Raw genomic sequence first — 25640 nt, forward strand, 5'->3', positions numbered from 1 at the left:
CGAGCCGAGCGAACAGCTGTCATCTCGCTGAGCACGTGACGCTGTCGGGGATCTTGGAGATGTGGAGCTCAGTGTGCGTGGCCGCACTTTGATCCCGCGGCTTGTGTACGACTCCGACCGACACCTTGACGGCGGCGGCCCCGTTCGTCAGGCAGCCGGCCAGCGCGTGGCGCTGGCGGGCGTTGATCTGCATGCCGGGAATCGGATCGCCATCCACGGGGTTGGTGGGGGATGTGAGCCGGAACTGGAGAGTCATGCGAGCGATTCAGGTATACGAAGTGGGCGGTCCCGAGGTGCTGCAGGAGGTCGATGTGGACCAGCCGCGGCCGGGTCCGGGCCAGGCGGTCGTGGAGGTCGCCGCATCCGGGGTCAACTTCCTCGACGTCTACCACCGCGAGGGCCGATACACCCTCCCGCTGCCCTTCACCCCGGGCACTGAGGGCGCGGGCACGGTCGTCCAAGTTGGACCCGACGTCGCCGACGTCGCAGTGGGGGACCGGGTCGGTTGGGTGGAGATTCCCGGCACTTATGCCGAGCGGGCCGTCGTGGACTCCACCCGGCTGGTGCCGCTACCCGACGATATCGGCTTCGAGACCGCCGCCGCCGTGCTCCTGCAAGGTATGACCGCGCACTATCTCGTCAAGGACGCCTACCCGGTCCAGTGGGGCGACACGGTGCTCGTGCATGCGGCTGCTGGTGGCGTGGGGCTACTTTTGACCCAGCTCATCACCCACCTCGGCGGCAGGGTGATCGGCACGACGTCGACCACGGCTAAGGCCGAACTGGCGAAGCGTGCCGGGGCCGCTGAGGTGATCCTCTACTCCGCAGTCGACGATCTCGCAGCCGAGGTGAGGCGGCTCAACGGCGGTCAGGGACTGCCGGTTGTCTTCGACGGCGTCGGCGCGCACACCTTCGACGCGAGCCTCGCCAGCCTGCGAACTCGCGGCCATCTCGTACTCTTCGGCGCCGCAAGTGGTGCCGTGCCGCCGTTTGATCCAATTCAGCTCGCCCACGGCGGTTCGCTGACCCTGATCCGGCCCAGCCTCGGGGACTTCATCGCCGATCGGTCCGAACTGCTCCGACGCGCCGCCGATGTGTTCGAGTGGGTGCGCTCCAAGGCGCTTGAGGTCACAGTAACGGCCCGCTACCCACTGGCCGAGGCCGCCCAGGCCCACAGCGATCTGGAGGCTCGGCGTACCACCGGCAAGCTGCTCGTTGTACCCGATGCAGCCGTTATCGGATACCGCGAGGGGACGCAGAGCTGATGCCGGGAGTGCAGTTCACTCGAACTGACACCGTAAGGGCCACGCCTCGGTTAAGGGCCGACGAATGCACCACCCACCGCTTCAGCACCACAGGGCGCAGCTCTGGCGTTTCGCGAACCCGTTACCGGGGGCGTGGTCCTGCACTCGCAGAGACCGGCAGCGGAAATCCCTCTGCAAGGGAAGGCGGGATCTACCTGCCAGCCACTCCCACTGAGCTCCACATCTCCAAGATCCCCGACAGCGTCAGCTACTGAGCACGTTCATCCGTACTTCACTGAGCACATTCTCGAGTACGCCGACACGAGGAGCTGCACCACGGTCTTCCTCCGGAGCAGCGCGGGCAGGAGGCCGGCGCCGTGGAGCTTGTCGCGGCTACCGCCCTCCTGGAGCTGGGCCGCGATGGCCGGCTACCGAGTCACGTACGTGTTGGCGACGAAGCTGGTCAACGAGCTCGTCGAAGCCGCCGACGAGAAGCAGCTGACCAAGACCATCGCCTGCTACGGCCGCGTCGATCTTTTGTGCATCGACGAGCTCGGCTACATGGAACTCGACCGCCGCGGAGCCGAACTCCTCTTCCAGGTCCTGACCGAGCGGGAGGAAAGGAACAGCGTGGCGATCGCCTGGAACGAATCCTTCTCTGGCTGGACAAAGACCTTCACCGACCCCGGCTCTGCGCGGCCATCGTCGACCGCCTCACCTTCGGCGGCACCATCATCGAGACCGGCACCGACTCCTACGCCTCGCCACCACCCGCGCCCGCGCCGAGCAAAAGGCAGCTGGCTGAGCCCCGTTTCATCGGCCGGCAGGGGCCTCGATCCGCTTGTCAGACGTGTGGGGCAAGATGGCGCCATGGCACAGCAGATCTTGCCCCCGTCGGAGTCCTGGTGCCTGATCGACGCCTGGCTGGAGACGCACGCGGCCGCCGATTTCGAGCTCCTCAATCCACCAGCGACATCGGACGAGATCCGACACGCGGAACGGATCCTCGGCACCCCGATGCCCGGTGATCTCGCTGAGTCTCTGCAATGCCACAACGGCGTGAGCACCTGGGCAACCATCCTGCCGGAGCAGTCCCCGCTCGCAGTGAGCGGCATCGTGGAACATTGGCAGACCTGCATGACCGTCGCTGCGGAGAACGATGGCCTGACTGCCCGCCCCTGGGACGACGAGCCTTGGGGGCACCGACTCTGGGTTCCCTGGGCTGAGAGTGCCGATGGCGCGACGCAGGTGATCGACCTGCGTCCTGGCCCAGAGAGCCGGCGTCTCGGCTGGGCAGGCCACAGCGGTGGAGGCGACTTCACCGATTCCTGGCTTGATCTGGCGAGCCTTCTCCACGCGGTCGCGCATGCACTGCATGACGCCGGAGGCGTCCGCGGGCTGCATCCCTACCTCACCACGGAAGGTGGGATCTGGTGGGACGAAGAGGGTTGCTTCGAGCTGAACGGTCACCCGCTGAGGGCCGCCCCAGTCGGGCTGTCCTAGCCAGCAGGTTCCACGCGAACCACCCGATCGTTCCTACTTCTCACGGACATTCCCAAGACACCTGACCCGGCATCGTTCTCAGAACGCATCAACAACCGTTCTTCTGGGTGACCTACGCAGCCACCCACCGTCACGGTTCACGGAAGTTGAGCCAGAACCCGTTCCCATGGACAAAGCCACCACTCCCTACGCGGCGGTTCCCCAAGCCTGTTCACCTTGGCGGCCACGCCACGGCACGAGCCGACCGTCGGCCCCGGACTGTCCATGCCCGGGATGTAAGTGCGATTGACCCGTCCGACCGCCTCGGCACGGTCTCGCTCAACTTGTCGCGCAACCCGTCCCGAGTGGCTGGGGCCAGGGCGGCGACATAGCCAGGAGCGGGACCTTGCCCGGCCATGAACGGCTCCCAGAAGTCCGCGAAGTCGGCGAAGACCATGGGAACCTCGATCGGGGCAACCGCCACTTCGACCAACCCCGCCTCCATCCACAGCGTGCGCAGCGGATCCGGACGGCAGAACGGGAACCGGCGGCCCTCGTCCAGTGAGGCTGCCGACGGGTCCACCGCGACCGCGGTATCCCAAAAGTGCCGGAGAAACGCCATGCCCTCGGCGTAGTCCCATACGTATGCCGCGACCAGTCCGCCCGGCCGCACAACCCGGGCCCATTCGGTCACTGCCGCGCCCGGATCGGGAAGGAAATTGAGCGCCAGTCCGCTGACGGCCATGTCGAACGTTTCGTCGCGCATCGGCAGCGACAGTGCGTCGGCCACCACGAAACTCGCCGAGGCGGGAACGGCATCACGGGCCGCCACGACGAACGCGGAGGACCGGTCCAGCCCCACCACGTTCCGGGGCCGGCACCGGGACGCCACCGCTGTGGTCAACGCCCCGGTGCCACACCCCACATCCAGCCACCGCAACCCGTCCCCGCAGTTGAGCCACGCCACAAACCCTTCCGCGACCGGACGGCTCCACCGGCCCATATAACGCTCGTAGGCATCGCCGACCGCCCACACGTCACGCTGCTCGTCCATGCCACCACGATCTCCGACCAGGTCCGCACGGTCCGCAGACACGCAGTCACCGGGCCCGGCATCGCTTCATCGGCCTCCCTCCGGGCGGAGGCTGTCTCGAACGGGCCGATCCCCCTTGCTCCCGCTCTCGGCTTTGCCTCTACCTTGCCGAGTGGGCCTCCTCGCCACCGGCCTCATCGCCACCGCACCGGATCGACGGGCGACAGTCCAGTGGACCCTGAAGTGCATCGACCGCGAGCTCAAGGTCCACGAATGGGTCGACGACACCCGCGCCGACACCACATGCGCTGTCGTCCGCATCGATCCCTGGTTCGGCTCCGTCCACGAGTTCAAGACCTGCGGCTCCGGCACCAGGAAGACCTTCTACAGCACCGACAGTGCGGACATCGCGCTGTTCCTGCGCTGACACCAGCTACACCCGCAACGGGAGCCCGGACCCTTTCGAGGTGGGCCAGCGGCGGGGAGTTGGCGGTGACGCTCTCCGCATTCTCCGGAGGCAGGAGGCGGCCCCTGGCTAGGTGTCGGCGAAGCCGCACGTTTTCGGTCGGCGGGGACATAGGACATTGCTGAGATGTCCGCGAACTTCTGTGCCCCGTTGCCTGCAGCCCATCGGAACCCTGTGGCCACGGCGTTGATGCCACGTCGGCGGTTCGGGGAGCCAGGGACGGCGGGAAGCGCCGGCTCAAGGGGCGTGGCGGTCAGCGAGTACGGGCCGTCTGGGCACGGCGCTTGAGGGTCCGCGCGTAATCCTCGAATCGGGCCTTCGCGATCACCGAACGGTCGGCGGTACGCAGCACCACACCTTCCGCACGGCCAGTCGCCCGGCCGTCCAGCGCTACCTGGGTCTGCAGCCAACTGGCGTTGAGCCAGTCACTCATCCCTTCGACACTGGTCGGCAGACTTCCCGGCGCGATGACGTCGAGGCGGGGAGTGAGCGGGAGACCTTCCATGCCGGCGGCTGTCGTCAGGGCCTCCTCGGCGAGGAACGACTGCCCACCCCCCTCGCGCCATGCAGAGATGCGCTCGACCGGCCGGCCCAGAACCTCCACCGGCACCGTCGCCACGTCGAACAGCCGGTACCCGACTTGCCCGGTCCCGGTGTACTGCTTCGCCGCAGCACCCACCTTCGCTCCGTACACCTCCAGGTAGAAGACGCTGATGCTGTCCCTCACCGAGAGACCTTCGGCGACAGTACGCAGCGCCCCCACGATCCCCAGGGCCGGGTTGGTGACCCGGTCGCCTCGGGCGGCGAGAAGCTCCTCGCGGCTGCCGATGAACCAGTCCCCACCTGGAAGCTGGATGATGCGAGCGTTCGTTCCGTCCACCTTCTCGGTCAGGACCACATCGCCGACGAACGGAGTGGCGTCTTCGGTGAGAGCGCCACGCTCACCGAGCACGTGATAGGTCGGGATGGACGGGTACTTGGTTGCCGAGTTCAGGGCGGCAAGATCGATGCTGTCGCTCATGCGGGACTCCTCGGGGCGGTCAGGTCTACGTGATGCGGGCGCTGCACCAAGCGAGCATGAGCGCCTTGATCTGCTCTTCTCCGGGTGCTCCCGCTTGTGCCAGCCGACGGACATCTTCCACTGCTGAGCGTGGGGCTGCACGTCAATTCCGCACGACGAGGATCTTGAACCGTGTTGGGGGCCGCCATGCCGTGTACACAGCGTCGATGGGGCGGTCAGGCGGGTGTATCGATCATGTCGCCGGTTTCGCGGATGATCGAGCGCACTGCCTGCTGTACGGGCGTCGCCCCGAAGGAGGAGGTACGTCGCCCCGTTGATGCCGGGGCGACGTTCGCCCGGACCACGGAGGTGGGCGACAGGGCCGCCACGGCATCGGCGTGCGGATCGCGGACAGCCGGGAGCAGCGTTCCTTCCACGCCCTTGGCTGCTCCCAGCACCCCAACTCTCCCTGCATCCCCGGCCCACAGAAGGTCGATCCCCGCGACGAAGGTCTCCAGCGGGATCTCACGGATTCCCGCTGACCGGCCCTCGCCGTCGAACCAGCGAACGGAGAGGGCAGTCATCCCTGCGCGGGCGAGTACGTGGCAGCGCTCAGCGACGATCCGGCCGCTCGATCCGGCCAGCACCCCGGTCGGGTCGGGTCGGGTCGGGCAGTGGTGGACCGGTCGAGGGCTTGGAGGTTGTCTCACGTGGCACGTTTCGCGAGCTTCTTGTAGCAGGTCAGGGCAGCGGCCATGGCCATGCCTCGGCTCTGCCAGTCGTTGCGGACCACGTACGGGATCTTGAGACCTCGAGCAGCCCATGGCAGGCTCATGCCGCATGATCGATGAATTCGCGAAAGACAACCTGCACGGGAGACTGCGGCGGGACCGCCAGGCGCTGCTCTGGAAACTCGACGGCTTGTCCGAGTACGACGCCCGCCGACCTTTGACAGCGACCGGGACCAACCTCCTCGGCCTCGTCAAACACGTGGCTCTGGTCGAGGCCAGGTACTTCGGCGAGGTCTTCGACCGCCCTTCTCCGGAACCGCTGTCCCGGTGGCAGGACTCCGACGGCAGCGATCAGTGGGCGGCCGAGGACGAGACCCGCGATCAGATCATCGGGTTCTACCGGCGCACGTGGGAACACTCGGACGCGACGATCAACGAGCTTCCCCTCGACGCTCCCGGCCACGTGCCGTGGTGGCCGGAGCCTTACGCCAACACGAACCTGTTCGCTGTGATGACCCATGTCCTCAGCGAGACCGTCCGGCATGCCGGGCACGCCGACATCCTGCGCGAGGGCCTCGACGGCCGGACCGGGCTGCGCGCCGAACACGAGCAGCAGATCGACGAGGATGCCCGTGCAGCCCACCGCGCGAAGATCGAGCAAGCCGCCAGGTCGGCCGCACCAATCAAGGCTGAGAACCTCTAGCAGAATGATCAACCGCCGAGCGCGATCCAGCCCATTCTGTGCTCGTCTCCTCGGTCGGGTCGCCAGCCGAAGCGACCAGATGCCGCCAGATGCCCCCTGGCAGTGAGCTCGATAGCGCCGGTCGCCTCGGCGAACCTTCCCCCCTTCCCGAGCGCGGCAAAACATCGGCATCCAAGGTCGGGCTCCCCATAAGGCATACGCGCATCGGGAGCGCAATTAACGATATACGGAGCGGCGGAATGCCTGATACGCCATACGGCCAGCCGTCATGGATTCAGCCGCAGGGCCATGACTTACCAAGTAAGTCAAGACTTACCTTTAAGGAACTTTGATCGTATGGTGTGGCTCGAATCGAAGGAGCCCCCTGTTGTCGAAGTCGAAAATGCATGATCCCGCTGTGCGCGCGCTTGAATCGGAGCGGGATTATGTGTCCTCCTTATATGAGTTGCTCACCGAGCGGCTTTCCGAGGCACGAGTACACCGAGCGAGTGTGCTGAAGGCCCCGGCGGAAAGCGCCGGTGAGGCATACGAGAGAGAAATCGCCGCCGAGCGTCTGGCCAAGGAAATCGGCCGTCTGGAGGGCGCCGAAAAAGGGCTGGTCTTCGGGCGCATCGACTGGACGGATGGCACGGCCCTGCGCATCGGGCGGATCGGACTGCATACGGAGGAGGACGACCTGCCTCTGCTCGTGGACTGGCGCGCGAACGCGGCGCGGCCCTTCTACGAGGCGACACCGGTCCACCCGATGGACCTGCGGCGGCGCCGGCACCTGCGCCTCGAGGAGCGCACGGTCGTCTCGGTGAGCGACGAACTGCTGGACGGGACAGCCCCGACCGACGAGGACGTCGTGGGGGACGGCCCGTTGACCGAGGCTCTGTCGGCACGGCGTACGGGCAGGATGCACGCGGCCGTCGCGACGCTGCAGGTCGAGCAGGACGAGATCGTCCGCTCCGCCCACCGCGGGGTGACCGTGGTGCAGGGCGGGCCCGGTACCGGCAAGACGGTGGTCGCCCTGCATCGGGCGGCCTATGTCCTGTACGCGTTCCCGCGCGCCGCGGAGGAGGGTGTCCTGGTGGTGGGCCCGAACGCCCGGTTCCTCGACTACATCTCCCAGGTCCTTCCCTCGCTCGGAGAGAACGACGTCGTTCTGGCGACCTGCCCGGAACTGGCCGGAGTGTCCACGGACACGGTGGACCCGTTCGATACGGCGCGGCTCAAGGGCAGCTCCGACCTCGCCGACGCCTTGGCCGGCCTGCTGCGCGTCCACCAAGCCCCCGCCGGTGACTTCACCGTGCGGGTCGGACAGGAGCTGGTCCACCTCTCCGGCGAGGAAGTCGCCACGGCACGCGACGCCGCCGTGGCAGCCGTACTGGGGCACAACCTCGCGCGCCAGGTGTTCAAAGAGCTCTTGATCGACACCGTCACCGACGCGATGCAACGGGACATGGGCGACCTCCTGGAGCAGATCGACGCCGATACCGAAAGGATGACGGGCCTCAACCTCGACCGGTTCACGGGAGCCGCCCAGCGCCGTGTCGAAGGTGCGCCCGATGCAGGGCCGGCCCACGAGCTGGACCTGGACGCCATCCGAGCCGATCTCCTCGGCGACGCCGGCGTCGACCGAGCGGTCGAGGTGTTGTGGCCGCGGCTGGTACCCGGTGACCTCGTGAAGGCGCTCCTGACGAACGCCGGCGCTCTCGCCGAGCTCCTCCCCCGCCTGACCGCGCAGGAGCGGTCCCTCCTGCTGCGCGGTCCGGACGACCCGTGGACCGATGCCGATGTGCCGTTGCTGGACGAGGCGGCGAGCCTGGTCGACGGCCCGCCCGAACGGACGTACGGGCACGTCGTCGTCGACGAGGCGCAGGAACTGACCGCCATGCAGTGGCGGATGATCGTCCGCCGCTGCCCGGCAAGGGCGATGACGCTGGTGGGTGACTTCGCCCAGGCAGGTCCGGTCGCGACAGCACGCGACTGGAAGGAAGCACTGAGCCCCCACGTCGGACCGCGGTTCAAACTGCACGACCTGACCGTCAGCTACCGCACCACGCAGGAGATCCTGGAGAGCGTCCGGGACCTGCTCACGCGGATCGCTCCGGACCAGAAGCCCACACGGTCACCGCGAAGCGGTGAGAGCCCTCGCGCCGTGACCATACCTCCGGACGGGTTGGTCACCGCCGTCGTCCAGGAACTCCGCGCCCAGAGCACCACGCACCCGGGCGAGCTTCTGGGAGTGATCTGCGCGGACACCAGGGTCAGCGAGCTGACGGCCCATGGCATCGCCCACCACGCACGCATCGTGCCGGCGTCCGAAGCGCGCGGCCTGGAATTCGACGGAGTCGTCGTCATGAACCCCGAGGAAATCATCACGGCCCGCCCCGGTGGGGAAAGGGACTTGTACGTAGCCCTGACCCGGGCCACCAAGCGCCTCTGCACGATCACCGTCCAGCCCACCTGACGACTCGGCGCCCGCGTCGTCGCCGCGGGCGCACCCGGCACGGTACAGACACCGGCCCGCGCGCACGGGGCTGTTCGCCGCCTCACCTCAAATAGGGCAACCTGGTGGCCTCATAGGTGGCCAGCGATCGTGGGAAGATGAGCCCATGGCCACCGACTACACACCCGACGGCGAAGCCACTCGCCTCTACGGCCGATACAGGCGCGCCCGCGAAGCCGAAGCTGAGCTCAAAGATCCCGTCCGGGTGCAGGCGGCGGTCGACCTCAAGGCCGGCGCGACCGTCGGCCAGCTGGCGAAGCTCACCGGCCTCACCTCTGAATACTTCAGGCGCGTCGCCCGCGCCGAGGGCGTCGAGCGGCTCCGCCCGCCGACCGTGGGCAAGCTCAAGCCGGAAGCGGAGTCCGCATGACCGCCTCCCTGGTGACCTTCCTCCGGGCCAGGCTGAATGAAGAGCTGGAGAAGGCACGCTTGACCGGCAACCTGATGGTCACGCAGTCCGCACGCTTGGGCGTCCAACCCGAGGACGCCGCCAAGCAGGCCCGATTCTCCCTGGCTACGGCTGAAGCCCGGCTCGCGCTCCTTGAAGACACCGTGGTGCCGTACCTGGGAACTGCGGGACCAGCCGGGCGGAACGCCGAGTTTCAGCTTCGGCTCTTCGCTGCGCCTTACGTTGAGCACCCGGACTATCCACACGACTGAGCCCCTTCAACCATGCGTAGTGGGTGACCTGGGCCGGCTACTGGGCGCCCAGGTAACGCTGCCACCGACGGGCCGGCTGCTGCTCCCCGGGCAGCCGACCTGGTGAGGCGGCTACCCGGGGGCCTTGCCGTCGTCCGCCTACCCCCAGCACCAGGTGGGGTGTCGGCGGGCGGCGGCAATGACCGGCCGGGTGGTTTTGGGTCGTGCCTGGAGGCCGTCGCGTACCCGGGGCTTGCTGGGGGGTGTGCCTGTGGTGGCGGTGAGGGCGCGGATGTGGTCGGTGAATCCCGGGGCGGGCAGGGGCAGGTCGAAGCCCTCGACGTGGCCAACGGCCGCGGGAACGTAGTCCAGTACGGCGCCGACCGCAGCAGGCACTGCGGCGAAGTCGGTTTTGAGTGCCCCGAGGATGCGCAGCGCGGTGGGCAGCATGCTCGCGTCGGTGGTCGTCACGGCGTTGAGGGCGTCACTGACCGGGCCGGGCACGACTTCGGGTTTCATGCCGGACCCGGTGGCGGTGGGGTCGTCGGTGGAGGGGGGATCGCTCTGGATCCGCTCGGTCTGCTCGTACCACCAGGTGGCTTCGCCTTGTTCGCCGAGGGCCAGGTGGTGGAGGTAGAGGCAGTAGGAGGCGACGGGGTCGCCGGCTCCGGCGGCGTACTGCCACCAGAAGCGGGCGTCCTCCTCCGACTCTGCGAGTTGCAGGATGCAGCCCAGAACGCGTGCGCCGGGTGGTTCGGGCAGTTGTGGGGTGAGGAAGGTGTCCAGGGTGTTGAGGGCGGTGTTGCGGGTGACGACGGTTTCGCAGAGGGTCTGCAGGTTCTGCGCGGCCTCCTGTTCCGTCGGCTCTTCCGGCTGGGACGGGGCAGGAGGAGTGGGGAGCGGGGTGGAGGTGTCGAGGCGGGCGAGAAGGCGGGCTTCGGCCGCCTCGATGTCTTCCTGGGTGTAGGGGGTGGGAACGAGGCGGGCTCGGGAGAGGAACTCCGTGATGTGGGGGGTCATCGTCGTCCTTCCATCGTGCGGTCGGGGCCCAGGATGGCCCGCAGCCGACGCGTCGCGTGGCGGACCGTGGAGCGGACGGTAGCGCTGGTTATGCCGAGGGCATCGGCGACTTCGGGGGCTTTCAGTCCGTGGAGGTACGTCATCACCATGACGTCGAGCTGGCGTTCGGTGAGCTGACGCATCGCCCGCATGAGTGCGAGGGACTCGGTGATCTGGCCGTACGGGTCGACGGCGTCCCGCAGGGCGAGGGTGTTGAATGCCTCGTCGTCGAGCAGCGGGGGCCGGCGGTTACGGGCACGGCCGTGGTCGGTGACCTTGTTACGCATGAGAATCCAGGCGTAACCAGCGGGGTTCTCGGTGAGCAGGACCTTGTCCCAGGTACGCAGGAGCTGCTCGAAGGCGCTGTCGATCGCTTCCTCGGCGTCGTGGCGGTTATGGAGGAACGTCTCGGCGTAGTGGACGTATGTCGGACGGTTCATCTGGTGGAAGGCGGTGAAGGAGAGATCGGGGGGCTGCTGGGTCATCGGCTCGGTGCCCCGACGGGTGCGGCTACGGCTCTCGTTCACCGGCCTTCCCTCCCTTCATTGGGGCGGCGGCTCATCTCGCTCACCCCGGCCCGGACGCCGGCGGCGGCCAGGCGTCGCAGCAGTGCGAGGGCGTCCTGACCAAAGACGCGGGCCGCGACCGCCAGGATCAGCAGGTCACCTACGAGTTGGATCGTCACAGGCAAGAGCCTCTGCTCGTGTGAAGAGCCGGGCGCGCGCTTCTTCGAGCCCGGGAAGTGCGCGGATCGTGCGCCCTTCACCACAACGACGCCCCAGAACGCACAGGTGTGCAGGGGCAATTGGAGGAAAGTTCCTCAGCACCCAAGCCCTGGTGGCATACAGATGTTCCCTACTGCTTATCCGGCGTCCCCAGCCATCCCACGCCACTCGAACGCCAGCGCCACCACCAGCACACACGCCTCAAGATCAACGCTTTGCATAAGTTTGCGCGAATCCAGCAACCCGTGGTAGTGATCCGGATCACACGCCTCCTGCGGTGCGAAACCGGCCCTACGGGGCCCTCGCCTTGGCAGGCCGGGGGGGGCACGGCCGTTCCGTACTGCCGGGACAACTTCTCCATACCTGCCGCATCGACCACGGACATCACGGCCCGGGCTCAGCGGGTGCGGCAGGTTCACCATGTCAGCCCCTTCTGGTGCGTGGCGACCTGGTCGCGGTCCCAGGCACCGTCGGCGACCACGATGCGGTAGCGGTAGGCGAAGGAGGCGCCGGGTGCCAGCTCGAACTCTTCGAAGAACGCCCAGGAGAAGGCGACGGTCGGGATGGGTTCGGAGCGTACGAACCAGTGCGAATCGTGGATCGCGCTCGCGTCGTCGAGGTTCTCGGGTGCATGCGCGAATACGAGCGTGGAGTACGCGTCGATGTCGTCGTGTTCGGCGGTGAAGGCCAGCCACGGGCTCTGGGTGCCCATCAGTTCGACCGCACCACTCGTGTCATCGCCGTCGTCGTCGGGGCCGAAGACAGTGCCGCCGGAGAAGTCGCGCGGTCCGCGCCACTGCAGGCCCGTGTAGCCGGCCATCTCACGCCCCGCAGTGGTCGGTGAGCCGAAGTGCAGAGGTTCTCCGCGGGTGTTGGTCAGTCGGATCGTCCAGTCGAGGGCCCAGGATCCAGCCTCCTCGTCGACCGAGTGGACGGTGATGCCGCGCTGTTCCCTGGCCCATTCCCGGCCGCCGTTTTCGATCCAGGTGAGCTCTTCGGCGAGGTGGAAGCGATCGTCCTCGACGTCGAGAGCGGGGAAACCGTCGTGGCGCATGGAACCGATCCGCTCCGGCAGGCGCAGATAGCCCTCGCCGTGGACATAACAGTTGCCGCCCCAGAAGTTCTGTCCCGACAGATGGCTCGCGCTCATCTGGAGACCCTTGTGCCAGCGGTGGTCGTTCGGGCGGTAGCCCGAGACCCCGTGTCCCGCGAGAGTGCGCAGGGGGTGGATGTACGGTTTGCGGGCCTCGAAGGCGTCCGGGTCCGGCGCGTAAACATAGCTGAGCAGCTCGACACCGCCGGACCGGACCGTGATGCGCTCGCCGTGGGTGTGGGTGACCTGGATCGTCATCGCTTGGGGCTCCAGTCGGGGTGGCTGCCGTGCACGGCCTGATAGTAGGGGCCGTCGACGGCGATCTCGCCCGCGAGCACCGGTTGGTCCGCTGAACGCCGACACATTGCGCGTGGCGGTGATTCACGGGTACGGCGGGCGCCGAAACCGCTCCTGGCGGCCGTAAGCCTTGCCGATGAGCGTGCCGGAACCAGGCGGTGGGCGGGTATTCGATGTCGTCGCAGCCGACCAACGCCACATCGCTCGGTACCCGCAGACCGTCCTGCACGCGGCGCCCGGGCGCCGCGTGCAGGACGCCGGTCAGGAGTGGTCCAGAGCCCAGTCCAGGGCGTGGTCGGCGATCTCCTCCCAGCCCTGCTGGGCGGGCATCAGGTGGGAACGGCCGGGGAACTCGACCAATTCGGTGACGGTGTTCGACTTGTAGTGCTTGGCGTTGGAGCGCTGGATCTTCGGCGGCATCAGGTGGTCGTTCTCACCGGCGACGAACAGCAGCGGCGCCCGGTTGTCGTTCCGGTAATCGACGTAGGAGTCGGCGTGACCGGGGTGGACGTTGGCCAGCGCGCTGTCCCAGAACACGTGGCCGGAGGCGGGGACGTGGTAGCGGTCGTACAGGGCGCGGGCCTCACTCTCGGGGAAGGTGTTGGTGAAGGCGTACCGCCACTGGTCGTAGGTCAAGCCCACCGCCCTGTGGCGGTTGGCGGGGTTCCTCAGCACCGGGAAGGCGGCTCTGAGCTGCGAGAGAGGGATCGTCGCGACGCCCTCGGTGGGGGCGGAGTTGATGGCCACCCCGGCGGCACCGTAACCGTGGTCGAGGAGGATCTGGGTGAAGACGCCGCCGGCGGAGTGGCCCATGATGATCGGCTGGGTACCGAGGTTGTCGATGAGCTTCTCCAGCGACTGGACGATCGCGGGGACGGTGAGTTCCTCGATCGGGGCCGGGTCGGCGTTGAGCGCCTCGACCTCGACCTCGAATCCGGGGTAGGCCGGGGCCACCACGTGGAAGCCCTTGGCCTGGTAGTAGGGGATCCACAGTTCCCAGCTGCGGGGGGTGACCCAGAAGCCGTGGATCAGGACGATGGTGTCGGGTTTCATGGGAGTTCCTTCAGCGAGTGGCGGCGCGGACGACAGCGGCGGTCGTACCGGGGGGCGCACATCGGGGCGACGTGCGAAGGGCGGATCTCGATGACGTGGCTGCCCGCGCGCGGCCATGAACCGCTGCGCGGCGGGCGGGACGACCCTTGTCCCCGGTCGGGATCAGGTACCAGGTGGGGAGGGCGGAGGTGGGAGGGCGAACGGATCAGTCGGCCAGGAAGGCGAGCAGATCGATGCCGAACTGCTCCTTGAACTCCCCCACCAGGCCGTGCGGAGCGCCCTCGTAGATCTTGAGCGTCGCGTCCTTCACGAGCTCGGCGGACTTCAGGGCCGCGGCCACGACCGGAACGATCTGGTCGTCGTCCCCGTGCGCGATGAGGGTCGGTATGTCGAATCGCGCCAAGTCGTCGGTGAAGTCCGTCTCGGAGAACGCCCGGATGCAGTCCAGCGCACCCTTGAGCCCCACCTGCATGCTCTGTAGCCAGAACGCGTCCGAAACCCCTTGGGAGACAGCCGCGCCGGGGCGGTTGAAACCGTAGAACGGCAGGCTGAGGTCCTGGTAGAACTGCGACCGGTCGGCGCTCACACCCGCCCGGATGGCGTCGAATGCCTCGATCGGCAGACCGTGCGGGTTGGCATCGGTCCGGAGCATCAGCGGGGGCACCGCTCCCAGCAGGACGGCCTTGCCGACCCTGGCGGTGCCGTGCCGGCCGATGTAACGGGTCACCTCGCCACCGCCCGTCGAGTGCCCCACGAGTACGGCGTCGGTCAGGTCGAGGTGCTCGATCAGCTGGGCGAGATCGTCGGCGTAGGTGTCCATGTCGTTGCCGGACCACGGCTGGCCGGAACGGCCATGACCACGGCGGTCGTGGGCGATGGCCCGATAGCCGTGCGAGGCGACCAGGTACATCTGGTCGTCCCACGCGTCGGCATTCAGGGGCCAGCCGTGGCTGAAGACGACCGGCCGGCCGCTGCCCCAGTCCTTGTAGAAGATCTCGGTACCGTCGGTCGTGATGGTGGCGGCCATGGTGTCGTCCTTCCCCTCGAGTGCGGTAGGCGTCGCCCCGTCTCCGGCCACGTCCTGCGCGGTGTAAGACGAGCGATCCCCGGTGGAAGCGCCCGCCTGGCCCTCCTGGCCCCGGCCGGTAGCTCCGTCGCCATCAAGCTAGGTGAGCAACCGGCAGCGGAAATCAGTCAGTTGACTGCACATCACCGAGCGCCGGGTGGTGACTCGGCACGGCAAGGGAGAAGAGGCGGTCCTCCCTCCCCGGGCCGGGCTGCGCTGTCTCCCGGATCCCTCTGCCGTCGTCAGCCCGGCGGCACCGTCGCGGCCCGCGTTCCCAACGCGTCGCGCAGCGCGGAGCGCGAGGTGATGCCGAGCTTGGGGAAGATGCGGTACAGGTGTGCACCGACCGTGCGCGGCGACAGATAGAGCCGCTCAGCGATCTTCTTGTTGCTCAGCCCCGAGGCCGCGAGATGCGCCACCTCCAACTGCTGGGCGGTCAGGCCGTGCAGGGCGAGTGCGGGCGAGCCGGGGACGGGGACCGTGGCGACGGCGATGCCCGAGGCTCGTAGTTCCTGTTCGGCGCGGCGGCGCCAGGCGGTCGCACCGACGCGGCCGAAGATCTCGGCGGCCCGCCGCAGTTCGGAGCGGGCGTCACCGGGACGCAGCCGGCGCCGGTGCAACTCGCCGAGCACCAGACGCGCCCGGGCGTGATCGAAGGGCCAGCGGTCCACGCCCGGCAGGGCCAGTGCCTTCCTGAGCAGCGCGACCGCCTCCTCCTCGGGTGAAACGAGGGCGCGGGCGGCATACAACTGCAGGCGCAAACGGCCGGTGAGGCCCGCGAGGTCGGCACGTTCCGCCGCCGCGACATGCGCGGCGGCCTCGCGATTCCGGCCGGTGCGCACAGCGGCGTCCACGAGGTCCAGGACGAGCCACGGCGCGTACGCGGCGTACGGGGCAAGTTCCCCGGCCGGGCTCACACGGACGCACTGTGTGTAGGCGCTCTCGTAGTCACCCTCGGCCAGCGCCGCCAATGCCAGGTTCCGGGCGGACATGGCCAGGTGCAGCGTGCTGCCCCGCGGAGCCGCCCACTGCTCGACAGTGCTGCTGTAAGCACGGGTGCTCTCGGTGTCACCGCGGCCGGCGGCGACCCAGCCCAGGCTGCAGCGCAGGTCATGGGCAAGGAGTTCCAGGTCGTGCCGGACGCACAGGTCCAGGCCCGCGAGCGCCGCGGTCTCGGCAGCTTCCCAGTCGCCGGACAGGAAATGGTCGTGCGCGGCGAACCAGTAGCCGCTCGCGGCATACGTCACCGCGCCGGCGCCGCTTTCCCGGACGATCAGTTCGCGCACCCGACCGCGATAGTCGTGCAACATATCCAGCCAGGCCGCCGCCCTGCAAAGTTCGGCCACCTGCCCCGGGGAGGCGTCGGCGGGGAGGTTACGGAACGCCTCCCGCAATCGCGGTACCAGGCCGTGGCCGGTACGCGACACATCACACAGCACTCCGTACAAGAGCTCGACCTGGTCCCCCCACTGCCCGGCGTGTTCGGTGACGACCTGCCGGACCTCGACCCACTCGGCAGGGTCCTGCGCGTAGGAGGCGGCGACGATGCGGACGAGAACGGTTCGCTCCGCAGCGGCGGGCAAGGCACTTGCCAGCAGCCGGCGCGCAGCGGCCAGATCGCCGTCACGCAACAACAGGATCCGCGCTGTGGTGGTCAGACCGCGGCCGGAGTGGCCCGGGTCGTCGAGATGCTCGCGCGACTGATCGAGGAGCTCCTGGGCCAGGCGGAGCTGACCCGCCTCGCTCGCCAGCTCGGCCGCCCGCTCAAGGCGCCGGGCGGCATCGCCCGGAGCGGGACTCAGCCCGGCGGCCCGCCGCCAGGCGGTCACGGCGAGGCCGGTGCCACCGCGCAGGGTCAGTGCCCGGGCGGCCTGCTCGATCTCGGCAGCGACGTCCTCTGCCGGCTCCACGGAGGCGGCAGCCAGGTGCCACACCCGCCGTTCGGGATCGCCTCGGTACTGCTCGGCCAGCATCGCGTGCGCGGCACGAACCTCGTCGGGGGCCGCGGTCCCGATGATCGCCGAGCGGACCAGCGGGTGGCGGAAGCGCAGTCCCGAGGGGGTGGAGTCGCGGGTGATCAGGCCGACGCGTTCGACCTCCTGGACGTCCAGCGAAGACAACGTCGTCGGCCGGGCGGTGGTCGCGCGGTGCTCGACCCGGTCGCCGTCCAGAGCAGTGAGGAGCAGCGCGGTGCGCAGTGCGGTCGGCAGGGCGAGCACGCGGCCGGCGTAACTGGATTCCAGTCGGGTTCGCACCGGTGCGCCGTCGGGCAGCATCTCGAGGCCGATTGCGGCGTCGGTCCCGAAAACGCCGGGGAGTTCGGCCAGAGCCAGCGGGTTGCCGGCGGCCTCACGCAGAGCCCGGTGACGCACTGACTCCGGCAGCCCCGGATACAGCAGGTCAAGCAGCTCCTCGGCCGCCAGCTCGTCCAAGGGCTCCACCTCAAACATCCGGATACCCGGCGTGACACGCTCGGAAGCGGTCAGTGGACGCCGGGCGAACACCGCCCGGATGTCATGAGGTTTCAACCGCAGCAGGAGAAACATCATCACCTCGCGGGTCGGAACGTCCACCCAGTGAGCGTCCTCCACCGCGATGAGCACGGGGCTGTCCTCGGCCACGGCGGCAATCACCGCGATCGTGGACACCGAGATGGCCAGCCGGTCCGGTGCTGGACCGGCCTCCAGGCCCAGAACCCTCCGCAGCACCGTCCGGTGGTACGGCTCAACCCGGTCCAAATAGTCCATGACCGGCGCAAACAGCTGATGCAGACCCGCGAACGCCAGCTGGGCCTCGCATTCGTAGCCGGTTCCACCCAGGATCCGTACGCCCTGCTGCCGGGCGTAGCCCACACAAGCCCGCAACAGAACCGACTTACCCACCCCGGGATCACCATGAAGCACGAGGTTGGGGGGTACGCCGGGGGCCCGGTCGACCAGCTCGCGCAGTGCGGCCAGTTCCCCGGCCCTTCCGATGATGTCCTGACTCATCTCGTCTCTCGGGGGTGAGGGGCCAGGTGTAGTCATCTGACTGATTGCCTGTCCTGGCCGGTGGACGACACTGGGGCGTACCAGCGAGGGAGTGTCCCGTGCCGCGTATGAGGGTGGGAGAGGAAGGCCGCGCCGAAGTGGGCCTCTCCTACGAGGACTTCGGCGACGCCCCGGCCCGTGGTGCGTGTGTGCGGGTGGCCGCCGACCCACGCCGCCCAGGACGGCAGGTGAGGGCTGTCGTCCCGGCCGGCCACGGGGTGGTCACGTTCCACCGGAGGGGGTGCGGCCGGTCCGCCTACCTCGCCACTCACGGCACCGGCCGGGTGGAGGCGGTGGCCCTGGCGAGTCCGGTCGTACGCAGGTCGGGCACCGGCAGCCCGACTGGCCGGCCTTGCCGACCTGGCCCGAGGCACGGTAGCGCCCCGATCGTGGACGACGTGTTCAGGCCGTACGAGGCCAGTGGCGCACGCCTCTGGCCCGAGCCGTCCCCGACGGTCGCACGGTGGTCCTCCCCAGGGCTCCGTACGGTGCGCAGTCGACCCACCCCCATCAGTGGCACGAGGCCGTGCTCGGCCTTCTGTCAGCCTGAGCCGTCCCTCTCCCCACTCATCGTGTGGCACGCGCGCGCCCGGTGCTTAGGTCACTTGACTGGGTACCGCTCCGCAACCATGAGAACCGGCCTGATCACCCCTGCCCCAGGCCGTCGAGGGCGCCCCGCAGCTGGCCCCGGGTGGTCACACCGAGCTTGGGAAAAGCCTGGTACAGGTGGAATCCGACCGTGCGCGGCGACAACAGCATCCGCTCCCCGATCTCCCGGTTGGTCAGCCCTTCGGCGGCCAGTCGGACGATCCTCAACTGCTGTGCCGTCAGCTCCCCCACCTTGACGTCCTGTTGCGCACCGGCAGGCGTGGTGACGCCGCAGGCCCGCAGTTCGGCGATCGCATCGGCCGCCCACGGATGGGCGCCGACCTGCTGGAATACGGCCAGCGCCCGCACGAGTTCCTGGCGGGCGTCGCCGGTCCGGCGCCGCCGCCGTAGCCACTGCGCGTACTCCAGGCGCGCCCTGGCCCGTTCGAAGGGCCACTGCTCTCCTGCCGGGTCGGCCAGCGCGGCCAGGAAGTGGGGCTCGGCTTCCGGAGGATCGGACAGTGCGGCCCGTGCCCGGTTCAGCAGCGCGGCCAGCCGCGCCGACACCCGGCCGGACAGGGTCTCTTCGGTGGACGCCAGGATCCGCCGTGCGTCGTCGCCACGGTTGGCACGTACCGCTGCCGTCGCCAGGTCGGCCATCCCGTAGTAGGACAGGTGATAGTGCAGTGGGCGCGGTTCGGGCCCTGCGGTGAACAGTCCGCGCAACTGCTCGTACGCCGGAATGTGATGTCCCTCCAGCGCGGCGGCGGCTCCCAGGACCAGCCGCGCCCGCACCGCCAGTCCTCGGCTGCGGGACAGCTCGAACCCCGTGACCGCGCGAGCCAGAGCGGAGCGGGCCCCCACCGCATCACCCTGCGACACACGAAGCAGGGCGGTCACGCAGCCCGCGGCTGCCGCCGCGACCTCCAGGCCGTCCTCCGCTGCCGTACGGGAAGCATCCTGCGCCAGGGCATCGGCGCTTTCCCATGCTCCTGTGTCGAACTGAGCCGTGGCGAGAGCCTGAGCCACGGTGGCATTGGTTCCCGCTGTGGTGGTTCGCCGCAGGTGGTTCAGTGCGCCCCCGAGCAGCGTGATGGCGGTGTCGGTCTCGTCCAGCACCCAGGCCGTGCCGCCGAGCAGGACCATGTCGGGCAACGGCCGCTCCGGGCCGGCGGTGGCCCTGCGCAGCAGAGACACCCGCTCCTCACGGTCGGCGAACGGATCGCACGCCACCGACGTCCACAGCCGCTGGGCATCGGTGCCCGCTGGTCCGGCGCTCGTGGCGATCCGTAGTGTGGCTTGTCGGGACGTTTCGTCCCCGGCGTTGTAGACGACGTGCGCGGCGGCGCTCAGAGCGGCCACGGCGCGGTCGGGCGAGGCGCCTGCGCGGGACTCGGCCAGGGGCAGAAGGATGTCCAGACACGCCGCGTGCCGGGAGGTCACCGCCAGCGCCCAGCCTGCGAGCGTGGCGGCTGCCGCCAAGAGCTCCGGATCGTCGGTGGCCGCCGCCGCCTTCGCCGCGAGCGCATCCACCCTGCGGGGCCGGCCCGCGAACATCGCTGTCTCGGCTGCGTCGACGAGCCGCCGGGCCCGGTCCTGCGCGAGAGGGCTCAGCTCGGCCGCACGCTCCAGAGCCACCGCCGCGGCGTGGTAGCCACCGCGTCGGCGGGCCCGGTCGGCGGTGTCCACGAGGCCCGCGGCGATGTCCTCGTCCGGAGTGAGGGTCGCCGCGGCCAGGTGCCAGACCCGTCGGTCGGGATGTCCTTCCAGCACCTCCGCCAACGCCAGATGTGCCTGCCTGCGGGCTGCGAACGGGGCTGTCTGGTAAACGGCCGAGCGCACCAGCGGATGCCGGAAGCGGACCTCCGCACTGTCCAGTCGGACCAGGCCGGCCCGCTCGGCAGGCCGCCACACCTCTGCCCCGTCGGGTGCGGTAGCGGCGACTGCCATCAGAGGAGCCGCCGGCAGGTCCGACCCCCCGGCTGCAGAGGCGAGCAGCAGGGCTCGCCGGGTGATATCGGGAAGTCCCGCCAGACGAGAGACGAAAATCCGCTCCAGCCGCTCCGTCAAAGGCAGGACCTCCACGTCCTCGCCTGCAAGCTCGGCGGCACGTCCCCCAGCCGACCGGGCAAGCTCGACCAGCGCGAGCGGATTGCCCGCAGCCTGCTCAAGAATCCGCGTCCGCATCCGTCCCACAGGCGCCTTCGGCTGCCGGTCCACAAGCCGCGCCGAGGCAGCCTCCGACAGCGGCTGCACCACCAATTGGTCGAGGAAGCCTCCGAGCTGCTCGGGTACATTCCCCGTGCGCGCACCGGCCAGCAGGGCGACCGGTTCGTCCGCAAGCCGCCGTGCGATGAAGGCAAGCGCGTCGAGCGATCCGGTGTCCAGCCACTGGGCATCGTCGACGATCAGGACCAGCGGCTTGCGGCTGCCGACCTCGCACAGCAGGTCCAGCGCAGCCAGATGAATGAGTACGGGTTCCAGACGCCTGCCCTCCGCATCCGGGCCGACGGCCCTTTCCTCCTGACCCGGCTCTCCGTGCGGACGGTGAGCCGGGTCATGAGGATCCAGGCCGAAGGCGCCCGCCAGTGACGTCCGTTGGCGCCCCGGCAGCACGGCCAGGCTGTCCAACACCGGCCGCAGCAACCGATACAGGCCGGAAAAGGCCAGCTCAGCACCCTCCTCCGCACCACGCACGCTCAGGACACGCCACCCCTGACGCTCCGCCGACACCGCGGCGGCAGCAAGCAACGTGCTCTTGCCCGAGCCCGGCTCACCTGCCACGACCAGCGGCGACCCACCCAGCCGCTGCGACAACAGCGACTCCAGAACGGCCAGTTCGTCCTCCCGGCCGATGATCTCCCCTGCGGCCAGGTCCCCCTCGAATACCCCGGTCACGCCTTCCCCCCTCCCGAGAACAGCCCGCCTACCCTCCCATGGGCTTGGAGGGATCGGTCATGCGCGACCGACCGGTCCGCCCGCCGCAACTCACCAGCCTGACCAGGTCACAGCATCGGCCCAGCCGGCCGGCACCGGGGAAGCCTCTTCGCGCCAGGGGCACATCATCCGCCACAGTGATCCACCACAGCGGCCGGACCGCGACCGCCCTGTACCGCATTGGCTGCGCCCGACAGGCGTTGGGAGCAGCTGAGCCGGTCCGCTACCGACGTGTGTCCGGAACGCTGTCGTCCTCGGTCCGGCGGCGAAGCTCCCGGGCAGAGGGTCGTATCAGCCCCGCGGTTGCAGAGAAGCGGTGAAGGCGGCGACGTGCGCGGCCGATACCTCGGGATACTGCTGGTGCGGTCCGTGCCCGGCGCGCGGATAGGTGATCAGGTGTACGGTGGCCAGCTGCCGGCTCAGGGCGTACCAGTTCTCCACCGGGAACATGATGTCGTGGTCACCTGCGATGTGGAGTACGGGAGTTCGCGTCGTCTTCAGCACGTCGAGGACCGCTCCGGCGGGGAAGACGGGATTGCGGGGTTCGCTGTCGATCTGGGCGGCGGCCCAGGGCCCCGGCACCGGGATGCTGCGGTCTTCGCTCCGGGCCGCGATCCGTTCCCAGGAGCGTCGGGCGCTTTCTCTGCTGCCGGGGTCCGACGGTTCGAAGAAGAGCGTGACCTCGTCGGCGAAGTCGTTCTCCGGCTTGGTGGAGACGTCGTAGAAGAGCTGCTCGGACGGCTTGACCATGTGTCCGGGAGGGTTGGTGCCCAGGAGCACGAGTGCGCTGACCAGTTCGGGGTAAGTCGCGAGACCTATCTGGGCCGCGATGCCGCCGAGGGACCACCCGGGGGGTGCGGCCCTTGCTCTCGACGAAGCGGTTGGGCGCTGCGATCGCGCTCGTGCCGGAGACGTTCTCGGGATCATCGGCAGCGGTGATCGTGGTCACGGCTCAGCCCCTCTCATGGTGTGTCGGTATGCCGTCGGCGGTCCGATGCGAGACTGCCGACTCGGGCCGGTGATGCCCTGCATGGCTGCTCCGCCTCTCTGACGTTAGGAAAGCTCGCGGGCACGGAAATCCGTCAGTTGACTGCATGTCGCAACGGAGTCGGCGCACCCCGAATCTGCGCTCAGGCCGAGTTCGATCCCAGGCTCATCCCCAGGGCACAGTGGCGCCCGGCCCGCAGCTCGGCACCGCGGAGCGTGCCGGTTTCCGACAGCACCTCCGCCGGACCGTGGAGCCGCACAGGTGAAGTCATCCGACTGATGACGCGTCACACACTTCTGGCGCACGCTGTTGGCCGTGACCGAGCGGGTCACCCCGACGCCCACACCAGTTCGCCGGGCCAGTGCCAAACGCCCCCGGGCGCAGCGACCTTACGAAGTACGTCGGTGCGACGACCGGGAAGGCGGCACCACCCTCCCGGGCGGATCCGTCGGCCGGCAAGACTCCAAGGAGAGCCATGAAGACGACCCTCACCTCCATCGGGACCGCGACCGTCATCCTCGAAGTGGGCGGTCTTACCCTCCTGACCGATCCAGCCTTCGACCACGCACCCACGGAGTACCCGACAGGGCCCGTCACCCTTCGCAGCCTCGCAGGCCCCGCCGTCGAGGCTGCGGACCTGCCGGCCCTCGACGCCATCCTGCTCAGCCACGACGAGCACCCCGACAACCTGGATACCGCGGGCCGGGCGCTGCTCGAGGGCCGGACCGTCCTCACCACCGTCAGCGGTGCCGGGCGGCTCGGTGGCGGCGCGGTCGGACTCGCGCCGTGGCAGACGTACGAACTCACCAACGAGCGCGGAACGCTGCTCGTCACCGCCACCCCGGGCCGCCATGCCGGTGATGTGATCGGCTTCCTGATCCGTACACCCGACGAGGACGAGGCCCTCTACGTATCCGGCGACACGGTCTACTACGACGAGCTCGACGAGATCGGTCGGCGCTACTCCGTCGGGGCCGCGGTCCTCCACTTCGGCGCCGCCGTCGTGCCGTACTTCGGTGATGACTTCATCACCATGGACGGCGCGCAAGGGGCGCGGCTGGCACGGTCACTGGGCGCCAAGACGGTCGTGCCCGTCCACTACGACGCCTGGGACCACTTCACCCAGGGTCGCGACGGCATCAAGGACGCCTTCGTCCGTGCGGAGTTGGACAGCCGCCTACGCTGGCCGGAGCGCGGCGTCCCGACCGTGATCGACACCCGCACGTCCTCCTGATGCGTGTCGCAGGGGGCTGGGTCCGCGGAGGATCTTGTGGTGCTCCCTGCGGGCGAAGGCGTGTTCCCGGTGCCGCTGTACCGATGTTCCCCGAGGCCGGTCTCGGTCTGTGCGCCCGGCGACGCCGGCACCGCCCGCGTCGCCGGGTACCGCTGCCAGGGCTACGGCTCGCAGGTCAGGTCGTGCGCGGGGAGCCGTCCCGTGCGCAGGTAGGCGTTGACGTGCTCGTCGACGCAGGCGTTGCCGTACTCGCCGTACAGGCCGTGCTGGCGGGCGCCCTCCACGGTGAGCAGCCGGGAGCTCGGCCACTGCTCGCGCATGGCCTCGGCATCGGCGTAGAGGGTGCGGGGGTCGCCGGTGGCGGCGACGAGCAGGGCCGGGACGTCGTTGTCGAGCACGGTCGGTGCCTCGGCAGGCCGGTCCCAGAACTCGCAAGGGGTGATGTTGTTGGCCAACGGCCCGGTGAGGGGGTAGCGCTCACGGGATTCCTCGACCGCGCGCCAGTAACTGCCGACGCCGCGCCGCTCGGCCACGTCGCCGCAGACGATCGCGGTCATCTGGCCGGCGGGGGCGGAACCTGCCCCGGTCAGTAGGAACTCCAGCTGCCCGGCGAGCGTTTCGGACGGCTCGACCGGTTCCCGGTCCGCAGCGCGCGCCAGGAGACGCACGGTCTCGGCCAGGTCGGCGCGCCGCTCGTCGAGGTCGCTGCCCAGGCCGCCGATGAAGATGGCGGGGAGCACGTGCTCGTCCAGCAGATACGCCTCCCCGATCCTCAGCGGCTCTTCCGCGGCGGCACCGAGGATGTGCTCCACCGTTGCCAGGACCTTGCCGCGCGTGGTGCCCAGCCCGTAGGTGTCGTGCCGTGCGGCGGCCCATGACGCCCACGCGCGCAGGGCCGCCTCGTTGGCCGCCTCAGCGCCGCGCAGCAGCGTGTGGCTGTAGCGCTCCGGGGAGTTGACGCCGTCGAGCACCATGCGGTCGGTGCGGCCGGGGAAGAGCTGCGTGTAGACCTCACCGAGGTAACTGCCGTAGGAGTAGCCGAGGTAGGACAGGGCGTCCTCGCCGAGGGCGGCGCGGATGACGTCCATGTCGCGGGCGGTGTTGCGGGTGGTGACGTACGGCAGCACGTCGCCGTGGGCGCGCTCGCACCGCCCGGCCAGCTCGCGCGCGACGGCGACCTCCTCGCGGTACGCCGCCAGGTCGGCGCCCGCGGAGCGGAGGGGGGCGGAGCCGAGGTCCCAGCCGCAGTCCAGCGGGGTGCTCCGGCCGACGAACCGCGGGTCCATGCCGATCAGGTCGTAACGGTCGGCGACGTCTCCCATCACCTCCGACTTGGTCAGTGGCATGTGGAGGCCGGGGCCGGCCGGTCCGCCGTCGTTGAGCAGCAGTGGGCCGACGCGGTGGGCGGTGTCGGTGGCCTGCAGGCGGGACAGGGCGACGGTGATGGTGCGACCGCCGGGGTCGGCGTAGTCGAGCGGCACGGTGATGCCGGCGCAGGCGGCGCCGGCGGCGTCCAGCGCCTGGCCCAGGTCGTCGCCGGCGCCGAGGGCGCAGGCGTGCCAGTCGACGTGCTGGTCGAGGAAGCGGGCGAACGGGTCCGGTTCGGCAGCGGTGGCGGTGGTCGTCGCGGAGGCGGCGAGCAGCACCGCCACACACGCCGCGAATGCCTTGGTGCGTCGGGAAGTTGACATACCCGCACGCTAGGGGCGGCGGACACCTCGGCACACTCCGGGAAGACCCCGAAAGCGGGTGGGGTTACCCCCGAGAAGACTCGGCCCG

The 25640-nt window shown here is 69.2% G+C and carries 22 protein-coding genes and 2 pseudogenes; 9 read left to right on the plus strand and 15 right to left on the minus strand.

Annotated features, from left to right (window positions below):
• Positions 1-19: 19 nt before the first annotated feature.
• Entirely contained in the window at positions 20-256 is a 237-nt protein-coding gene (locus tag OG230_RS00350; RefSeq protein ID WP_328908081.1) for a hypothetical protein, read from the minus strand.
• Here OG230_RS00350 and OG230_RS00355 point away from each other — a divergent pair.
• From OG230_RS00355 to OG230_RS00365, 3 genes and pseudogenes are all read left to right on the plus strand, one after another.
• Complete coding sequence (locus OG230_RS00355; protein ID WP_328908082.1) at positions 255-1265, plus strand: quinone oxidoreductase family protein; 1011 nt, start codon at positions 255-257, stop codon at positions 1263-1265. The genes OG230_RS00350 and OG230_RS00355 overlap by 2 nt on opposite strands.
• A 393-nt stretch (positions 1266-1658) precedes the next feature.
• Positions 1659-2049, plus strand: a pseudogene (locus OG230_RS00360) (ATP-binding protein); the annotation flags it as partial.
• Positions 2050-2222: 173 nt separating this feature from the next.
• Positions 2223-2747 (plus strand): annotated as a pseudogene (locus OG230_RS00365) (SMI1/KNR4 family protein); the annotation flags it as partial.
• Between the two features lie 211 nt (positions 2748-2958).
• On the opposite strand, the gene OG230_RS00370 reads toward OG230_RS00365, so the two are convergent.
• Entirely contained in the window at positions 2959-3780 is an 822-nt protein-coding gene (locus tag OG230_RS00370) for a class I SAM-dependent methyltransferase (protein ID WP_328908084.1), read from the minus strand.
• 151 nt (positions 3781-3931) lie between these two features.
• On the opposite strand from OG230_RS00370, the gene OG230_RS00375 reads away from it, so the two are divergent.
• Entirely contained in the window at positions 3932-4186 is a 255-nt protein-coding gene (locus OG230_RS00375; protein WP_328908085.1) for a hypothetical protein, read from the plus strand.
• Positions 4187-4478: 292 nt separating this feature from the next.
• On the opposite strand, the gene OG230_RS00380 is transcribed toward OG230_RS00375, so the two are convergent.
• The 3 genes from OG230_RS00380 to OG230_RS00390 form a co-directional block, all read right to left on the minus strand.
• Positions 4479-5246, minus strand: coding sequence for an RNA ligase family protein (locus tag OG230_RS00380; protein WP_328908086.1), 768 nt, complete (start codon positions 5244-5246; stop codon positions 4479-4481).
• 215 nt (positions 5247-5461) lie between these two features.
• The gene (locus OG230_RS00385) at positions 5462-5683 is read right to left on the minus strand and encodes a hypothetical protein (RefSeq protein WP_328908087.1); all 222 of its coding nucleotides are present in this window, start codon (positions 5681-5683) and stop codon (positions 5462-5464) included.
• Positions 5684-5931: 248 nt separating this feature from the next.
• Entirely contained in the window at positions 5932-6060 is a 129-nt protein-coding gene (locus OG230_RS00390; RefSeq protein WP_328908088.1) for a hypothetical protein, read from the minus strand.
• Positions 6061-6065: 5 nt separating this feature from the next.
• Here OG230_RS00390 and OG230_RS00395 point away from each other — a divergent pair, with 5 nt between their 5' ends.
• The 4 genes from OG230_RS00395 to OG230_RS00410 all read left to right on the plus strand — a co-directional run bounded on the left by OG230_RS00395 (position 6066) and on the right by OG230_RS00410 (position 9813).
• The gene (locus OG230_RS00395) at positions 6066-6659 is read left to right on the plus strand and encodes a DinB family protein (protein ID WP_328908089.1); all 594 of its coding nucleotides are present in this window, start codon (positions 6066-6068) and stop codon (positions 6657-6659) included.
• A gap of 490 nt (positions 6660-7149) precedes the next feature.
• Positions 7150-9114: a HelD family protein gene (locus OG230_RS00400; RefSeq protein ID WP_443051468.1), complete on the plus strand. Its 1965-nt coding sequence runs from the start codon at positions 7150-7152 to the stop codon at positions 9112-9114.
• A gap of 145 nt (positions 9115-9259) precedes the next feature.
• On the plus strand, positions 9260-9523 hold the full coding sequence (locus tag OG230_RS00405) for a hypothetical protein (protein WP_328908091.1): 264 nt from the start codon (positions 9260-9262) through the stop codon (positions 9521-9523).
• Complete coding sequence (locus OG230_RS00410; protein ID WP_328908092.1) at positions 9520-9813, plus strand: DUF6221 family protein; 294 nt, start codon at positions 9520-9522, stop codon at positions 9811-9813. The genes OG230_RS00405 and OG230_RS00410 overlap by 4 nt, the downstream gene beginning before the upstream one ends.
• 138 nt (positions 9814-9951) lie before the next feature.
• On the opposite strand, the gene OG230_RS00415 is transcribed toward OG230_RS00410, so the two are convergent.
• The 9 genes from OG230_RS00415 to OG230_RS00455 all read right to left on the minus strand — a co-directional run bounded on the left by OG230_RS00415 (position 9952) and on the right by OG230_RS00455 (position 22566).
• A complete protein-coding gene (locus OG230_RS00415; RefSeq protein WP_328908093.1) occupies positions 9952-10812 on the minus strand; it encodes a hypothetical protein in 861 nt (286 codons plus the stop codon).
• A complete protein-coding gene (locus tag OG230_RS00420; protein WP_328908094.1) occupies positions 10809-11378 on the minus strand; it encodes a sigma-70 family RNA polymerase sigma factor in 570 nt (189 codons plus the stop codon). The genes OG230_RS00415 and OG230_RS00420 overlap by 4 nt, the downstream gene beginning before the upstream one ends.
• Positions 11375-11536 (minus strand): hypothetical protein, encoded by a 162-nt coding sequence (locus OG230_RS00425; protein WP_328908095.1) that lies wholly within the window; start codon positions 11534-11536, stop codon positions 11375-11377. The genes OG230_RS00420 and OG230_RS00425 overlap by 4 nt, the downstream gene beginning before the upstream one ends.
• Positions 11537-11991: 455 nt before the next feature.
• Positions 11992-12927 (minus strand): PmoA family protein, encoded by a 936-nt coding sequence (locus tag OG230_RS00430; protein WP_328908096.1) that lies wholly within the window; start codon positions 12925-12927, stop codon positions 11992-11994.
• 300 nt (positions 12928-13227) lie between these two features.
• On the minus strand, positions 13228-14019 hold the full coding sequence (locus OG230_RS00435) for an alpha/beta hydrolase (protein ID WP_328908097.1): 792 nt from the start codon (positions 14017-14019) through the stop codon (positions 13228-13230).
• A 205-nt stretch (positions 14020-14224) separates the two neighbouring features.
• Complete coding sequence (locus OG230_RS00440; RefSeq protein WP_328908098.1) at positions 14225-15046, minus strand: alpha/beta fold hydrolase; 822 nt, start codon at positions 15044-15046, stop codon at positions 14225-14227.
• A 281-nt stretch (positions 15047-15327) separates the two neighbouring features.
• Positions 15328-18111, minus strand: a complete 2784-nt coding sequence (locus tag OG230_RS00445; protein WP_328908099.1) for a helix-turn-helix transcriptional regulator — start codon at positions 18109-18111, stop codon at positions 15328-15330.
• 648 nt (positions 18112-18759) lie between these two features.
• The gene (locus OG230_RS00450; protein WP_328908100.1) at positions 18760-21600 is read right to left on the minus strand and encodes an ATP-binding protein; all 2841 of its coding nucleotides are present in this window, start codon (positions 21598-21600) and stop codon (positions 18760-18762) included.
• Between the two features lie 330 nt (positions 21601-21930).
• A complete protein-coding gene (locus OG230_RS00455) occupies positions 21931-22566 on the minus strand; it encodes an alpha/beta hydrolase (RefSeq protein WP_328908101.1) in 636 nt (211 codons plus the stop codon).
• Between the two features lie 536 nt (positions 22567-23102).
• On the opposite strand from OG230_RS00455, the gene OG230_RS00460 reads away from it, so the two are divergent.
• A complete protein-coding gene (locus tag OG230_RS00460; RefSeq protein WP_328908102.1) occupies positions 23103-23861 on the plus strand; it encodes an MBL fold metallo-hydrolase in 759 nt (252 codons plus the stop codon).
• A 161-nt stretch (positions 23862-24022) separates the two neighbouring features.
• On the opposite strand, the gene OG230_RS00465 is transcribed toward OG230_RS00460, so the two are convergent.
• Positions 24023-25552 (minus strand): alpha/beta hydrolase, encoded by a 1530-nt coding sequence (locus OG230_RS00465; protein WP_328908103.1) that lies wholly within the window; start codon positions 25550-25552, stop codon positions 24023-24025.
• Positions 25553-25640 lie beyond the last annotated feature (88 nt).

This window comes from Streptomyces sp. NBC_00234, from assembly GCF_036195325.1.
Lineage (GTDB): Bacteria > Actinomycetota > Actinomycetes > Streptomycetales > Streptomycetaceae > Streptomyces.

Coding starts and splice junctions, on each gene's coding strand:
- OG230_RS00415 (WP_328908093.1), bottom strand. CDS start 10,812: ATGACCCCCCACATCACGGAGTTCCTCTCCCGAGCCCGCCTCGTTCCC.
- OG230_RS00430 (WP_328908096.1), bottom strand. CDS start 12,927: ATGACGATCCAGGTCACCCACACCCACGGCGAGCGCATCACGGTCCGG.
- OG230_RS00390 (WP_328908088.1), bottom strand. CDS start 6,060: ATGAGCCTGCCATGGGCTGCTCGAGGTCTCAAGATCCCGTACGTGGTC.
- OG230_RS00445 (WP_328908099.1), bottom strand. CDS start 18,111: ATGACTACACCTGGCCCCTCACCCCCGAGAGACGAGATGAGTCAGGAC.
- OG230_RS00410 (WP_328908092.1), top strand. CDS start 9,520: ATGACCGCCTCCCTGGTGACCTTCCTCCGGGCCAGGCTGAATGAAGAG.
- OG230_RS00435 (WP_328908097.1), bottom strand. CDS start 14,019: ATGAAACCCGACACCATCGTCCTGATCCACGGCTTCTGGGTCACCCCC.
- OG230_RS00350 (WP_328908081.1), bottom strand. CDS start 256: ATGACTCTCCAGTTCCGGCTCACATCCCCCACCAACCCCGTGGATGGC.
- OG230_RS00460 (WP_328908102.1), top strand. CDS start 23,103: ATGAAGACGACCCTCACCTCCATCGGGACCGCGACCGTCATCCTCGAA.
- OG230_RS00455 (WP_328908101.1), bottom strand. CDS start 22,566: ATGATCCCGAGAACGTCTCCGGCACGAGCGCGATCGCAGCGCCCAACC.
- OG230_RS00395 (WP_328908089.1), top strand. CDS start 6,066: ATGATCGATGAATTCGCGAAAGACAACCTGCACGGGAGACTGCGGCGG.
- OG230_RS00465 (WP_328908103.1), bottom strand. CDS start 25,552: ATGTCAACTTCCCGACGCACCAAGGCATTCGCGGCGTGTGTGGCGGTG.
- OG230_RS00370 (WP_328908084.1), bottom strand. CDS start 3,780: ATGGACGAGCAGCGTGACGTGTGGGCGGTCGGCGATGCCTACGAGCGT.
- OG230_RS00440 (WP_328908098.1), bottom strand. CDS start 15,046: ATGGCCGCCACCATCACGACCGACGGTACCGAGATCTTCTACAAGGAC.
- OG230_RS00355 (WP_328908082.1), top strand. CDS start 255: ATGCGAGCGATTCAGGTATACGAAGTGGGCGGTCCCGAGGTGCTGCAG.
- OG230_RS00380 (WP_328908086.1), bottom strand. CDS start 5,246: ATGAGCGACAGCATCGATCTTGCCGCCCTGAACTCGGCAACCAAGTAC.
- OG230_RS00405 (WP_328908091.1), top strand. CDS start 9,260: ATGGCCACCGACTACACACCCGACGGCGAAGCCACTCGCCTCTACGGC.